This is a genomic window from Streptomyces sp. NPDC031497 (assembly GCF_055580905.1).
In genome coordinates this window covers 147754-161585 of the sequence record NZ_JBVIKO010000015.1, presented here as the reverse complement: position 1 = coordinate 161585, position 13832 = coordinate 147754, and the positions used below count along the sequence as shown (strand labels likewise).

Here is a 13832-nt window from a genome sequence, read left to right as displayed (position 1 = left end):
TGTCTTACCTTCTTCTCACATTCCCCAACTGAATACGGACATTCTGTGACCCTCCCTGACCTGTGCAAAAGCTTTGGCCAAGACAGGAAAGATCGAGGGTCAAATTTTGGGCAACACTCTTCAGTCGGTGCGGCACGCGCCCTTAACTTGTGGCCTCTTGCTCGTTAAATCTGCGTTCAGAAACTGAGAGGCCACTTGACATGGTGAGTGTCGAGAAAGCCGCGACGGAGGACATGGCACCTTCGGGCGGTCTGAGGCGGGACGTCGGGCTGATCGGCCTGATGTGGGCCTCTGTGGGGTCGATCATCGGCTCCGGCTGGCTGTACGGCGCGCACGACGCGGTCATGCAGGCCGGTCCCTCGGCGATCATCTCGTGGGTGATCGGCGCGGTCGCGATCGTGCTGCTGGCTCTGGTCCACGCCGAGCTCGGCGGGATGTTCCCGGTGGCGGGCGGTACGGCCCGCTACCCCCACTACGCGTTCGGCGGCCTGGCCGGCATGTCGTTCGGCTGGTTCTCCTGGCTCCAGGCCGCGACCGTGGCGCCCATCGAGGTCGAGGCCATGATCGGCTACGCCGGCCACTGGAAGTGGGCCCAGCACTTCCAGCACGCCGACAAGACCCTGACGGCCAGCGGTCTGCTGGTGGCGATCGTCCTCATGGCGCTCTTCGTCGGCGTCAACTTCTTCGGCGTCCGGGTGCTGGCGCACACCAACAGCGCCGCGACCTGGTGGAAGATCGCCGTGCCCCTGGCCGCGATCTTCATCGTCGCCCTCAGCAACTTCCACCCGGCCAACTTCCACTCGGAGGGCTTCGCCCCCTTCGGCGCCAAGGGTGTGCTCGCCGCGATCAGCACCAGCGGCATCATCTTCGCGCTGCTCGGCTTCGAGCAGGCCATCCAGCTGGCGGGTGAGAGCCGCAACCCGAAGCGGGACCTGCCACGCGCCACGCTCGGCTCGGTCGCGATCGGTGCCGTCATCTACGTCCTGCTCCAGGTGGTGTTCATCGCCGCGCTTCCGCACGCGTCCTTCGCCCACGGCTGGGGTGGCTTGCACTACAAGGGCGACAGCGGCCCGTGGGCCGGCCTCGCCACCGTGGTGGGCCTCGGCTGGCTGGCCGTGGTCCTCTATCTGGACGCGATCGTCTCCCCCGGCGGCACCGGCCTGATCTACACCACCGCCACCTCACGGGTCTCCTACGGTCTGGCGAAGAACGGTTACGCGCCGAAGATCTTCACGAAGACCGACGCGCGCGGTGTGCCGTGGTTCGGCCTCGTCATGTCCTTCGTGACCGGCGTGATCTGCTTCCTGCCGTTCCCCAGCTGGCACCAGTTGGTCAGCTTCATCACCTCCGCGAGCGTGCTGATGTACGCGGGCGCTCCGCTGGCGTACGGCGTCTTCGCGGACAAGCTGCCGGGTCATGAGCGCCCGTACCGGCTGCCCGCCGGCAAGCTGGTCTCGCCCGTGGCGTTCGTGGTGGCCAACCTGATCATCTACTGGGCCGGCTGGGGCACCCTGTGGCGGCTCGGCCTGGCGATCGTGCTCGGCTATCTGCTGCTCGGCGGCTACGCCTGGTACGCCCACGGCAAGAACCTGCCGGACGCGCCCCGGCTGGACTTCAAGGCCGCCCAGTGGCTGCCCGTCTACCTCGTGGGCATGGGCCTGATCTCCTGGCAGGGCGGCTTCGGCGGCCAGGGGAACATCCCGCTGTGGTGGGACATCGCGGTCATCGCCGTCTTCTCGGTGGTCATCTACTACTGGGCCAAGGCGACTTCGTCCACGACGGCGGACATCGAGCGCAGCATCGACGAGGTCGTGGTCACCGACGCCCCGGCGCACTGACCCGTCCTCCTCACCCGCGTCCCGTCAGCCACGGCGGCACTGCCGTGGCTGACGGGACACCGTCATAATGCGGGGGTGACTCACCCCTCCCCCCACAGCAACTCCCCCTCGGAAGAACGCCGTACGGTCGTCGTCGTGGGCGCCGGGCCCGCCGGGCTGACCGTCGGAAACATCCTGCGGGCCGCCGACGTCGACTGCGTGGTCCTGGAGACCGAGAGCAGACAGTTCATCGAAACCCGGCCACGGGCCGGGGTCATCGAGGAATGGGCGGTCCGCGGCCTGCGGCAACGCGGTCTCGCCGACACCCTGCTGGCACGGGCGCAGGTGCACAGCGAGTGCGAGTTCCGGTTCGGCGGCGAACGCTTCCGGTTCGACTACAGCGAGTTGACCGGCCGTCACCACTATGTCTATCCGCAGCCGTTGTTGGTGACGGACCTGGTGCGGGAGTACGCAGACGTTCGCGACGGGGACATCAGGTTCGGGGTGCGGGACGTCGCGCTGCACGACCTGGAGACGGACCGGCCCGCCGTGTCGTACGTCGACCCCGGGACCGGCGAACGGCACGTCCTGCGCTGCGAGTTCGTCGCGGGCTGCGACGGGGCGCGCGGGGTGACCCGGGACGCGGTACCGGACGGGCGGCTGCGGATCTCCCGGCAGGACTACGGCATCGGCTGGCTGGCGCTGCTCGCCGAGGCGCCGCCGTCCTCGGACTGTGTGCTGTTCGGCGTCCACCCGAACGGTTTCGCCGGGCACATGGCGCGCAGCCCCGAGGTCACCCGCTACTACCTGCAGTGCCCGCCGGGCGACGATCCGGAGAACTGGTCGCACGAGCGGGTCTGGGCCGAACTGCGCGAACGGCTCGACGCGGCCGGGGCGCCGCCGCTCAACGAGGGGCGACTGGTCGAGAAGCGCGTGCTGGACATGCACAACTACGTGGTCGAACCCATGGTGTTCGGCCGCCTCTTCCTGGCCGGCGACGCGGGGCACCTGACCGCGCCGATCGCCGCGAAGGGCATGAACCTCGCCCTGCACGACGCCTTCCTGCTGGGCGACGCGATCGCCGCGCACGTCACCAAGGGCGACGACGCCGGCCTGGACGGCTACTCCCACGCCTGTCTGCGCCGGGTCTGGGACTACCAGGAGTTCTCTGCTTTCCTGTCCGGCATCTACCACGGCACCGCGTCCGGCGACCCGTTCCTCGCGGGCACCACGCTGGCCCGGCTGCGCAGACTGTTCACCTCACGCGCGGCGGCAACGGCCTTCGCCGAGCAGTACCTCGGCTCGGCCGCCGCCTTCTGAAGGCTACGCGGGGACGGCCGCCGGCTGTCCCGCGCGGGTCGCGAAGAGTGCCGTACCGGCCAGGCCGAGCAGGACGACCGCAAGGGCCATGGCCAGCTGGATTCCGGCCGGCGGCGTGGCGCCCGCGGCCATCAGCGCGGTGGCGGCGGCCGGGCCGAGCACCGAACCCAGCTGCCGGACGGTGTTGTTGACCCCGGAGGCCGCTCCGGCCAGGGGTGCGGGGACGTGCCGCATCGCCTCGGTGGAGAGCGGTGCGATCATGCAGCCGGTGCCGAGCCCCATGAACATCAGCGGCACGGTGAAGACCGACACCGGCGGCGACCAGCGACCCGGACGAGGTGCTCGCCCTGCTGGAGAAGCTCAGTCCCCCGCTTCGGCAGGAGCTCCGGCAGAGGCTTCGGCGGCGGTCTCGGCGAGCCGGTGGTCGGCCACCTTCAGCGCCTCGTCGACCAGCCGGCGCAGATGACCGTGGCGCAGCGAGTACACCACCCGGCGCCCCTCCTTGCGGGTACCCACCAGGCCCGCGAGCCGGAGCCGGGCCAGATGCTGGCTGACGGCGGGCCGCGCGGCACCGCAGACCTCGGTGAGCGTGGTGACGTCGGCCTCCCCCGCCGTCAGGGCGTGCAGCAGGGTCAGCCGGGTGCGGTCGCCGAGCAGGGCGAGGAGTTCGGCGGCGAGCGCGAACTGCTCCTCGCCCGGGCTGCGCGGATGCGCATGCTGCGCAGGTGATAGGTGCATGCGTGCGCTCATACGCACATAATGGCCTCGGGGGCGTCGCATGTCCACGTCCCGCGCACCGGAGAGGGGAGCCGCATGAGCGACCGGCACCACCACGAGCACGCACCCGCGGACGACCGGCACCACCCCGAGCAGGCGCACATCCACGACCGGCACGCCCACGACCAGGACACCCACGACCGGCACGCCCACGACCAGCACCCTCATGAGCACGCCCACGACCAGGACACCCACGACCGACACCACCCCGAACAGGGACACGCCCACGATCAGGACGTCCACGACCGGCACCCTCACGAGCACGTCCACGCGCACGCCCACGGCCCGCATGGCGAGCGCGGTCACGGCCACTCCCACTCCCACCCGTCGCCGGGGGGCCTCCGCCACCGCCTCGGGCACCTCCTCACCCCCCACTCCCACGAGACGGCCGACAAGCTCGACTCCGCCCTGGAGGCCTCGGCGCGCGGGATGCGGGCGCTCTGGGTCTCGCTGGCCGTGCTAGGGGTGACGGCGCTGGTGCAGGCGGTCGTCGTGGTCCTGTCCGGCTCCGTCGCCCTGCTCGGCGACACCGTGCACAACGCCGCCGACGCGCTCACCGCCGTACCGCTCGGCATCGCCTTCGTACTCGGGCGCCGCGCGGCGAACCGCCGCTTCACCTACGGCTACGGGCGGGCCGAGGATCTCGCGGGGATCGCGATCGTGCTGACGATCACCGCGTCGGCCGCCTTCGCCGCCTGGACCGCCGTCGAACGGCTGCTGGACCCGCGGCCGGTCACGCACCTCCCGGCGGTCGCGGTGGCCGCGCTGGTCGGGTTCGCCGGGAACGAGTGGGTGGCGCGGTACCGGATCCGGGTGGGCCGGAAGATCGGCTCGGCGGCGCTGGTGGCCGACGGCCTGCACGCCCGTACCGACGGATTCGCCTCGCTGGCCGTGCTGTTGGGGGCCGGTGGCGCGGCGCTGGGCTGGCGGCTCGCCGACCCGCTGGTGGGGTTGGCGATCACCGCGGCGATCGCGCTGGTGCTGCGGGACGCGGCCAGGGAGGTGTTCCGGCGGGTGATGGACGCCGTGGACCCGGAGCTGGTGGACCGGGCCGAGCGGGCGCTGTGCGAGGTGCCGGGGGTGCGGGCGGTGGGTGAGCTGCGGCTGCGGTGGATCGGGCACCGGCTGCGGGCCGAGGTCGCGGTCGTGGTCGACGGCGAGGCGACCGTACGGCAGGCGCACGCGGTCGCGGTGGCGGCGGAACACGCCCTGCTGCACGCCGTACCCCGTCTGACGGCGGCCCTGGTGCACGCCGATCCGGCGCCCGCACCCGGCGAGCAGGACCCGCACCTGGCGCTGGCCCACCACGCGACACCCTAGGTGTGCTGTCCCGGGACAGCACACCTAGACCCCCAGGCCCTCCAGCACGACCGCTCCCGGCAGCTGGGCGAACGCCTTGCCGGGGACCAGGAGTTTGCCGCGCCGGCGGCCGCTGCCGACCAGGACGTAGGGCAGGTCGACGACGGCCGAGTCCACCAACAGGGCCCAGTCGTGCGGGAGTCCGATCGGGGTGATGCCGCCGTACTCCATGCCGGTCTCCCCGGTCGCGGTATCCATCGAGGCGAACGAAGCTTTGCGGGCCCCGAGTTGACGTCGTACGACACCGTTGACGTCCACCTTGGTGGTGGACAGGACCAGACAGGCGGCCAGCGTCGTCTCGCCGCCTCGCTTGCCCGCCACCACCACGCAGTTGGCCGACTGCTCCGTCAGGTCGCGGCCGTAGTGCTCGACGAAGACGGCGGTGTCCGCCCACTGCGGGTCGGTCTCGACGTAAATGATCTGCTCGGCGGGGACCGCGCCGCTCCAGTGCCGTACGGCGTCGGCGACCGGGGCGGTCAGCTCGTCGAGGCAGTCGGGGGCGGGGACGGCGGTGTCGAAGTCTCCGATGGGTGCGCGCATGTCCGCACGCTAACAGCCCGGCCGCGGGCGGTTCAGGGCACGGGCGGGACGGAGACCGTCATGACCATCTCCATCGGCACGTCCCCGGTGTTGCCGTACACATGCGCCGTGTTCGCCTCGAAGGAGGCACTGGCGCCCGTCGGCACGCGGTACTCGGCCCCGTCGACGGTGAGGGTCAGTTCACCGGCGGTGACATGGACGATCTCCACGGTACCGGTCGGATGGGGTTCCGACGGGCTGCTCTCGCCCGGCATCAGACGCCAGTCCCACATCTCCAGCGGGCCGGGCGCCTCGGTGCCGGCGAGGAGGCGGTTGTAGCTGCCGGCCTCGGTGTGCCACAGCCGTACGGCCTTGTCGACGGGGACGATCTGGACCTTGGGGCCCTGCTCGTAGTCGAGCAGTGTGGTGATGCTGATGCCGAGCGCGTCGCCGATCTTGACGACCGTGCCGATGCTCGGGTTGGTGCGGGCCTGCTCGATCTGGATGAGCATGCCGCGGCTGACCGCGGCCCGGGCCGCGAGCACGTCGAGGGTGAAGCCGCGCACCGCGCGCCAGTGCTTGACGTTGCGGGCCAGGGACTGGGTCAGCAGGTCGAGGTCCGACACGTTCCGTCCATCGTCGAGAGCATCACGGTCCAATATTCTGAATGACAGAGTTCAACTGCGTGAACTACGGTGGGCTGTACCTGATCGTTCACCGAACTGTACTGCGAGGCGGGCCGTGACAGCATTCTTCGCCCTGACCACCAGTCTCCTGTGGGGACTGGCCGACTTCGGCGGCGGACTGCTCACGCGGCGCGCCCCGGCGCTCACCGTGGTCGTCGTCTCGCAGGGCATCGCGGCGGCGGTCCTCGGCGTGATCGTGGCCGCCACCGGTGGCTGGAGCGAGGCCGGGCCCCGGCTCTGGTTCGCGTTTGCCGCGGGCCTGGTCGGACCGGTCGCGCTGTTCTCCTTCTACAAGGCCCTCGCCCTGGGCCCGATGGGTGTGGTCTCCCCGCTGGCGACGCTGAGCGTCGCCGTGCCGGTCGGTGTCGGCCTGATACTCGGCGAGCGCCCGGGGCTGCTCCAGTTCGTGGGGATCGCGATCGCCGTCACCGGGGTGGTCCTGGCGGGCGGTCCGCAGCTGCGCGGCGCGCCCGTCCAGCGCCGGACGATCCTGCTCACCCTCGTCTCGGCGGTCGGCTTCGGCACCGTGTTCGCCCTGATCACGGAGGCGTCCACCACTGTCACCGGCCTCTTCCTGGCCCTCTTCGTCCAGCGGCTGACCAGTGTCGTGACAGGCAGCGCGGCCCTGTGGCTGTCGGTGCGGCAGGGCGGGTCCGCGCTGCCGGAGGGCGGCTTCGACTGGTCCACGGTCCCGGCGCTGAGCTTCGTCGGTCTCGCCGACGTCGCCGCCAACGGCACGTACTCGGTCGCCGCCCAGCACGGCCCGGTCACCGTCGCCGCCGTGCTCGCCTCGCTCTACCCGGTGGTCACCGCGCTCGCCGCCCGCGGCTTCCTCAGCGAGCGCCTTCGGGCCGTCCAGGCGGCGGGAGCGGGACTGGCGCTGGTCGGGACGCTGCTGCTGGCCACCGGCTGAGTCAGTTCTCGCTCTCCAGCGCGGCGAGCCGCGCGACGCCCTCCTCGTCCAGCTCCGCCAGCGCGCGCAGCTGTTCCGGGGTCATGCCCTCCGGTATCGGCACCGGCGCGGGCGTGCGCAGCGGCGGCTGCCAGCCGGTCTCGGAGGTCCAGCGGCGCACCACCCGGGCGGGCGCGCCGGCCACCACGGCGTGGTCGGGCACCGTGCCCCGGACCACCGCGCCGGCGGCCACCACGACGTTCCGGCCGATCCGCGCGCCCGGCAGGATCACCGCGCCGGTGCCGATCCAGCAGCCCGAACCGATCTCCACGGGCTCCATGCGCGGCCACTGACGGCCGATGGGCTGGTGCGGGTCGTCGTAGGAGTGGTTGGTGGAGGTGACGTAGACGTACGGGCCGAAGTAGCAGTCGCTGCCGATGGTGACGGTGGTGTCGGCGATGACATGGCTGCCGCGGCCCAGGACCACGCCGTCGCCGATGCACAGGATCGGGTCCGGGCCGAGGTCGAGGTCGGGCATGAGGCCCGCGGTGAGGGTGACCTGTTCGCCGACGATGCAGTGGGAGCCGAGGTGGATCCACGGTTCGCCGAAGACCGTGCCCAGCGGGAAGGCGAGGCGGGTGGCCTCGCCGATCGCGCCGAAGCGGAAGCGGCCGGGGCGGTCGGCGGTGACGGAGCCCGTGCGCTGCACCCAGGCCCAGCCCGCGTGCACCGCGCGCTGGGCGAGGCGGCGACACCAGGACGAGAACGTGTTCTTGGGCTTCGGCACGGGGTCACGCTACGCGGAGGGGGCCGTCGGCAAGAGGGTGGGCTGCTGTGATCTTCGCCCCAGGCGGTGAGCTAGGTTGCCGTGGACGTCGATGGCGATGGCGATGGCGATGGCGAGGGGAGACCGTGATGACGCAGAGGGCGCTGATCGTGGGGATCGGCGGGCGCGAGCCGAAGATCGAGGACGACGTGTTCGTGGCGCCGACCGCCTCGGTGATCGGGGACGTGACGCTGAAGGCCGGGGCGAGTGTCTGGTACGGCGCGGTGGTGCGGGGGGACGTCGAGAAGATCACGGTGGGGGCGCAGGCGAACGTGCAGGACAACGTGACGCTCCACGCCGACCCGGGGTTTCCGGTGAGCGTCGGCGAGCGGGTGTCCATCGGGCACAACGCGGTGGTGCACGGGGCGACGGTCGGGGACGACTGCCTCATCGGGATGGGGGCGACGGTGCTGAACGGGGCCGTGATCGGGGCGGGGTCGCTGGTGGCCGCGCAGGCGTTGGTGCCGCAGGGGATGGTGGTGCCGGCGGGGTCGTTGGTCGCCGGGGTGCCGGCGAAGGTCAAGCGGAGTCTCTCGGAGGAAGAACTTCAGGGGGTGACCCTCAACGGGACCCTGTACGCGGAGTTGGCGAAGGCGCATCGCGGGGTGCACGAGTAGCCGGTGAGGCGGGCGCGGGTGCGTGGGGGCTGGTCGCGCCCACGCGGCGGAGCCGCACATGGACACAGCCCCGCGCCCCTTCACGTACGCCTACTCCCCGGCATCCACAAGCTCGGGTTCCTTCTCCTGCATCCTGCTCGCCCTGCGCTTGACGATCAGCATCGATCCCACGCCCACCAGCACCGCCAGCGCCAGGCCCACGTAAGAGAACCTCTTCAGCCAGTCCTCCGCGACGATGCCGACGTAGTAGACGACCGCCGTCGTGCCGCCCGCCCAGCAGATGCCGCCGAGCAGGTTCGCCGTCAGGAACTTCCAGTACGGCATGTGGAGGACGCCCGCCAGCGGGCCCGCGAAGATGCGGAGGAGGGCGATGAAGCGGCCGAAGAAGACCGCCCACATGCCCCACTTCTCGAAGGAGCGCTCGGCGGTGGCGACATGGCCCTCGCTGAAGTGTCTCGGGAACTTCCGGCCCAGCCAGGCCAGCAGCGGACGGCCGCCCTTACGGCCGATCGCGTAGCCGATGGAGTCTCCGATCACCGCGCCCGCGGTGGCACAGGCGCCGAGGACGAACGGGTTGATGCCCGAGTGCTGCGAGGAGAGCAGCGCGGCGGAGACCAGCACGATCTCGCCCGGCAGCGGGATGCCCAGGCTCTCCAGCCCGATGACCAGCGCCACCACTGCGTAGACGGCGACCGCCGGTACCGAGTCGAGCCATTCCTGGACGTGCACCGCCGGATCCTCCCCTGTCGCGTGCTGCGTACCCCTGGAAGGCTACCCGGTCGGCCGGGTACGGCCGTGCCCGCGGCACCGGCCCGCCCCCCGGCCTTCGGTTTTCGGACATCCGGGTGTCACACGGGGCGGGAAGGCTCCCCTGCGGTCCCGCACGCCCGCGGTCCCGCTCGCCTGCGGCTCCCCACCGCGGCCCGCCGTGGAAGGACAACGTCCCCGTGTCCTCACTGTCCTCGCCGTCGTCACTGTCCTCACCGTCGTCACTGTCGTCACCGTCCTCGCTCCGCTCCGACGCGCCCGTGCGTGCCCTGTCGACGCACTCGATGGCCGGCCGGCCGCTCCGGCTCGCCCTGTGTCTGTCCCCGCTGCTCATCGCGGCCATCTGGGGGCTGACCAACCAGTCCCTGCTGTACGAGGGGGTCGGCCGGCTCGCCCGCGCCGAACCCGCGTGGCTGCTGGCCGCGGGCGGTCTCACCTGCCTGACCTGGGTGGTGGCCGCCTGCATGCGGCAGGGCGCGGTGCCCGACCGGCTGCCGCCGGGGCTGCTGCTGGCCTCGCAGTTCGCCGCCGGCGCCGCCAACCACGCGCTGCCCGCAGGACTGGGCGCACACGCCGTCACCGTCCGCTTCCTCCGCACCCGGGGCGTCCCCCTGGAGCGGGCCACCTCCTCGATCGCGCTGTACTCGGTGGCCAAGTCGGGTGCGAAGACGGTCGTGCTGATCGTGTTCCTGCTGTCCTCGTCCGCCTGGCGGCGGCTGGGTGAGCTGATCCCGGACGGCGTGGTGCTGGTCCCGGTCGCCGCCGTCCTCACCCTGGTGACCATCGCGATGGCCGTCGTACGACCGCTGCGGCGGCCGATCACCGGACTGGTGCGGTGTGCGCTCACCGACGCCCGGACGGTGCACGCCCGGCCCTCCCGGGTGCTGGCCCTGTGGGGCGGCGCGACGGCGATGCCGCTGGTGCAGGCGAGCGTGCTGGCCTGCACCGGGGAGGCGCTCGGGCTCGGGCTGTCGTGGGGCACCGTGATCTTCGCGTACCTGGCGGCGGGCACCGCGGGGGGTGCCGTACCGGTACCCGGCGGGGTCGCGGTGGACGCGGCGCTGGTGATCACCCTGGCCGCGTTCGGCTCCCCGGTCGCGGTGGCCACCGCAACCGTGATCGGCTACCGGGTGCTGACCGACTGGGTGCCGCTGCTGCCGGGCGCCCTGGTGCTGTCGGCGATGATCCGCGCCAAGGTGCTCTGAGGGCTCAGTCGCGGCGGGCCACGATCCGGTAGGCGTTGGAGACCCGCAGCCGGTGCGAGAACGGCCGTACGGCGAAGCGGTCCGCGAGGGTGCCCGCGATCAGGGCCGGGATGCCGGCGAGGAGCAGGGCGGCGCGTGCCGTCTTCTGGAGTGCGCCCGGCGGGCGGGACAGCCAGGGGGCGTCCTCGCGCGGGGCGGTGTGGTCCAGGGCGAGCCAGACCGCGGCCAGCAGGTCGACGGGGTCGTGCGCCTCGGCGTGCTGCTCCGCGACCACCGTGAAGCCCAGCTCGGTGAGGCGGGCGCGGAGGTTGGCGACGGGGACGAAGTGCAGGTGCTGCGGCTGGAGCCAGGGCAGCCACCAGCGGCCGAGGAGACGGGCGTAGCGGCTCTCCGGGTCGGGGACCTCGATGAGGAGGTGGCCGCCGGGGCGTACCGCCTGGTGGGCGGCGCGGAGTTCGCTGTCGGGGTCGGTGCTGTGCTCCAGGTAGTGGAACATGCTGACCACGTCGTAGCCGGCGGCCAGCTCGGGGGCCAGCTCGGGGAAGGCGCCCCGGTAGGCGCGCTCCACGCGGCCCTCGCGGGCGGCCAGTTCGACGCCGTCGGTGAAGTCGAGGCCGTCGAAGGCGGTGCCGGGCAGCACCTCGCGGGCGGCCTCGCAGAAGTGGCCGTGTCCGGTGCCGACGTCGAGCCAGTTCTTGGGGGTGGCGTCGTGCGGGAGCATGGACTCGGCGCGGCCCCGGTACATCTTGGTGCGGCCGCCGAAGGTGCCGCTCATCTTCTGTTCGCCGAGGCCGTCGTAGAAGTCGCGGTAGTAGAACTCCAGGCCCGTCTCGTTCAGGCGCGGGTTCTGGAAGGTGTGCCCGCACGCCTGGCAGCGGTCCAGGAGGAAGCGGCCGGGCTTGTGCTGGAGCAGGTCGGTGGTGCGCAGCCGGGTGGTCAGCCGGTCCGAGCCGCACCAGGGGCAGGTGGTGCGGCGGGGTTCGAAGAAGCGGTCGACGCCGTCGGCCAGGTCCCGCTGGTAGGCGGAGCGCAGCGCCTCGATGTCACTCTGCTTGCTCATCGGGTCTCCTGAATCGCGAGTCGACTGCCAGGTCTTCCAGGTGGGTCGCGGCGACCGGTGCACCGCCCGCGGCGCGGAACGCGGTGCGGATCCGGGCCGCCGCGGTGCGCGGGCCGGGCTCGTACAGGACGGTGTCGAGGGCCTCGCCCAGCCGCTGGGCGGTGACCCGGCCGAATCTGACCCGGATGCCCGCGCCGGCGTCGACGACCTGCCCGGCGATCACCGGCTGGTCGTCCCGGATGGGGGCGACGACCAGCGGGACGCCGTGCCACAGGGCCTCGCACACGGTGTTGTGCCCGGCGTGGCAGACGACCGCGTCGACCCGTTCCAGGAGCGGGAGCTGGGGCAGCGAGGGCAGGATCAGGACGTCCTTGTCGTCGGTCGCGGGAGGCAGGGTGCCGCCCGGGTCGGCAACCAACGCCTGCACCCGGTGGGCGCGTTCACGTACGGCGGCCACGCACTCGGCCAGGAACCGCCCGCCGACGTCCGCGTTGGCGGTGCCGAGCGAGACGAGGACCCGTTCCCGGCTCGGGTCCAGCCACTCCCAGGGGAAGCCGTCGGCCACCGGCCGCTCCGCGATCGACGGTCCGACATGACGGACCGTCATCTGCTCAGTGGTTCCTGCCAGTTCGGGGGTGGTGAAGGCGAGCGTCAGATACGGCGAGAAGCGCGGGTCGGCCGTGCCCGCCGGGTCGCCGATGCGGTCCCGGAGCTCCGCGAGCCGGGCCCGGAGCCACTCGGCGACCTTGGGGATGCCGTCGTAGGCGCCGCCGAACTCGGCGGAGGTGGTCGCGGAGGTCGCCCAGGGCAGGCCGAGCCGCTCGGCCACCAGGGCGCCAGCGAAGGCCTGTTGGTCGGCGACCACGACATCGGGGCGGAAGTCGTCGACGGCCGCCCGGACGCCGGGCGCCATCGCCTCCGCGAGCGGCACCAGGAACCACTCCCACAGGAACTTCAGCGCCTCCGCGCCGCGCAGGTCCGCGGGCCGTTCGCCCTCGGCCGTGCCGGCGCACGGGAACACCCGTGCCCGGGGTCCCGCCAGCCGGCGCAGCAGCCCGGGGTCCGGGCAGACCCAGGCCACCCGGTGTCCGCGCGCGGTGAGTTGGGCGGCCACGCCGACGGCCGGGTTGATGTGCCCGACCAGGGGCGGCACGACGAAGAGGAAGCCGCTCACCGGACGCCGGCCGCCCGCGCCCCGCTGACCGAGTGGATCAGCTCCATGATGTGGCCGCCGACCGTGCCGGCCGCCTCGACCAGCACGGAGTGCTCGTGTCCGGGCAGCACCACCGACCGGAAGTCCGCCAGCAGGGCCTCCTTCAGCGGGACCACCTCCACCAGGTCCGAGTCACCGCCGTACACCCCGAGGACCGGACAGCGTACGGCGCTGATCTGGTCCTCGGTCAGGACCCGGCTGGCCGGGATGTCCCGGCCGAGGGAGGTCTCGCGGGCGAGCCGGGCCGCGCCCTTGGCCAGGCGGGCGGTGTTGTGGCCGCGGTTCGAGGTGATCCAGGCGATCGCGTCCGACTCGTTGTGGGCGAGCTCGGTGACTACCCGGTGCAGGATGCCGCCGAGCTTGTCCGCCCAGGCGGCGGTGGCGGGCTCGGACTCGATGAGAGTGAGGCTGGCGGCGCGTTCGGGGTGGCGGGCCGCGTAGCCGAAGGCGATGGTGCCGCCGTAGGAGTTGCCGACGAGGTGGACCGGGCCCGTGATCGACAACTGGTCGAGCAGGGCCTCCAGGTCGTCGATGTTGTGGTCGAGGGTGTAGCCGCCGGACGGCCGGCCGCTGCGGCCGTGGCCGCGCAGGTCGTACATGACCACGTCCAGGCCGGAGACGGCGAAGGCGGGCGCCACGGTGAAGTAGTAGCTGGCGAGGCTGTCGGTGAGCAGCCCGTGGACCAGGACCACGGTGGCGACCGGGGTACGGCCCTGACCCGGGCCCATTCTCTGTACATGCAGCCGGATGTCTCCGGTGTCGACGATCGCCAT

15 protein-coding genes are annotated in these 13832 nt (G+C 72.1%); 6 read left to right on the top strand and 9 right to left on the bottom strand.

From position 1 onward, the window contains the following. The first annotated feature begins 200 nt into the window (after positions 1-200). Positions 201-1838, top strand: coding sequence for an APC family permease (locus tag ACZ5K7_RS28530; protein WP_351706057.1), 1638 nt, complete (start codon positions 201-203; stop codon positions 1836-1838). A 75-nt stretch (positions 1839-1913) separates the two neighbouring features. Next, positions 1914-3137, top strand: coding sequence for a 4-hydroxybenzoate 3-monooxygenase (locus ACZ5K7_RS28525; RefSeq protein ID WP_468917595.1), 1224 nt, complete (start codon positions 1914-1916; stop codon positions 3135-3137). Positions 3138-3140: 3 nt separating this feature from the next. Here the strand turns inward: ACZ5K7_RS28525 and ACZ5K7_RS28520 are convergent, their stop codons facing one another. Together ACZ5K7_RS28520 and ACZ5K7_RS28515 are read right to left on the bottom strand one after the other, a co-directional pair. After that, positions 3141-3449 (bottom strand): hypothetical protein, encoded by a 309-nt coding sequence (locus tag ACZ5K7_RS28520; RefSeq protein WP_468917592.1) that lies wholly within the window; start codon positions 3447-3449, stop codon positions 3141-3143. A gap of 48 nt (positions 3450-3497) precedes the next feature. After that, positions 3498-3887 (bottom strand): ArsR/SmtB family transcription factor, encoded by a 390-nt coding sequence (locus tag ACZ5K7_RS28515; protein ID WP_468917590.1) that lies wholly within the window; start codon positions 3885-3887, stop codon positions 3498-3500. Positions 3888-3950: 63 nt separating this feature from the next. On the opposite strand from ACZ5K7_RS28515, the gene ACZ5K7_RS28510 reads away from it, so the two are divergent. Then, a complete protein-coding gene (locus ACZ5K7_RS28510; RefSeq protein WP_468917588.1) occupies positions 3951-5234 on the top strand; it encodes a cation diffusion facilitator family transporter in 1284 nt (427 codons plus the stop codon). Positions 5235-5258: 24 nt separating this feature from the next. Here ACZ5K7_RS28510 and ACZ5K7_RS28505 read toward each other — a convergent pair whose 3' ends face one another. Together ACZ5K7_RS28505 and ACZ5K7_RS28500 are read right to left on the bottom strand one after the other, a co-directional pair. Beyond that, the gene (locus ACZ5K7_RS28505) at positions 5259-5813 is read right to left on the bottom strand and encodes a YbaK/EbsC family protein (RefSeq protein WP_468917585.1); all 555 of its coding nucleotides are present in this window, start codon (positions 5811-5813) and stop codon (positions 5259-5261) included. A 32-nt stretch (positions 5814-5845) separates the two neighbouring features. After that, positions 5846-6418, bottom strand: coding sequence for a helix-turn-helix domain-containing protein (locus ACZ5K7_RS28500; RefSeq protein ID WP_351706075.1), 573 nt, complete (start codon positions 6416-6418; stop codon positions 5846-5848). Between the two features lie 115 nt (positions 6419-6533). Here ACZ5K7_RS28500 and ACZ5K7_RS28495 point away from each other — a divergent pair, with 115 nt between their 5' ends. Next, positions 6534-7391 (top strand): EamA family transporter, encoded by an 858-nt coding sequence (locus tag ACZ5K7_RS28495; protein WP_468917582.1) that lies wholly within the window; start codon positions 6534-6536, stop codon positions 7389-7391. Position 7392: 1 nt separating this feature from the next. On the opposite strand, the gene ACZ5K7_RS28490 is transcribed toward ACZ5K7_RS28495, so the two are convergent. After that, entirely contained in the window at positions 7393-8157 is a 765-nt protein-coding gene (locus tag ACZ5K7_RS28490) for an acyltransferase (RefSeq protein ID WP_468917579.1), read from the bottom strand. A 128-nt stretch (positions 8158-8285) separates the two neighbouring features. On the opposite strand from ACZ5K7_RS28490, the gene ACZ5K7_RS28485 reads away from it, so the two are divergent. Continuing rightward, positions 8286-8813, top strand: coding sequence for a gamma carbonic anhydrase family protein (locus ACZ5K7_RS28485; protein ID WP_351706081.1), 528 nt, complete (start codon positions 8286-8288; stop codon positions 8811-8813). A gap of 90 nt (positions 8814-8903) precedes the next feature. Here the strand turns inward: ACZ5K7_RS28485 and ACZ5K7_RS28480 are convergent, their stop codons facing one another. After that, positions 8904-9542 (bottom strand): DedA family protein, encoded by a 639-nt coding sequence (locus tag ACZ5K7_RS28480; protein ID WP_351706084.1) that lies wholly within the window; start codon positions 9540-9542, stop codon positions 8904-8906. Between the two features lie 218 nt (positions 9543-9760). Here ACZ5K7_RS28480 and ACZ5K7_RS28475 point away from each other — a divergent pair, with 218 nt between their 5' ends. After that, entirely contained in the window at positions 9761-10786 is a 1026-nt protein-coding gene (locus ACZ5K7_RS28475) for a lysylphosphatidylglycerol synthase transmembrane domain-containing protein (RefSeq protein WP_468917576.1), read from the top strand. 4 nt (positions 10787-10790) lie between these two features. Here ACZ5K7_RS28475 and ACZ5K7_RS28470 read toward each other — a convergent pair whose 3' ends face one another. Genes ACZ5K7_RS28470 through ACZ5K7_RS28460 form a run of 3 tightly spaced genes read right to left on the bottom strand, consistent with a single transcriptional unit; the run spans position 10791 to position 13832 of the window. Then, positions 10791-11846, bottom strand: coding sequence for a class I SAM-dependent methyltransferase (locus tag ACZ5K7_RS28470; RefSeq protein ID WP_468917573.1), 1056 nt, complete (start codon positions 11844-11846; stop codon positions 10791-10793). Further along, positions 11830-13020: a glycosyltransferase gene (locus ACZ5K7_RS28465; protein WP_351706093.1), complete on the bottom strand. Its 1191-nt coding sequence runs from the start codon at positions 13018-13020 to the stop codon at positions 11830-11832. Before ACZ5K7_RS28465 ends, ACZ5K7_RS28470 begins: the two co-directional genes overlap by 17 nt. Continuing rightward, positions 13017-13832 carry an alpha/beta fold hydrolase gene (locus ACZ5K7_RS28460; protein ID WP_468917569.1) on the bottom strand — a complete coding sequence of 272 codons (816 nt, stop codon included), beginning with the start codon at positions 13830-13832 and terminating at the stop codon, positions 13017-13019. Before ACZ5K7_RS28460 ends, ACZ5K7_RS28465 begins: the two co-directional genes overlap by 4 nt.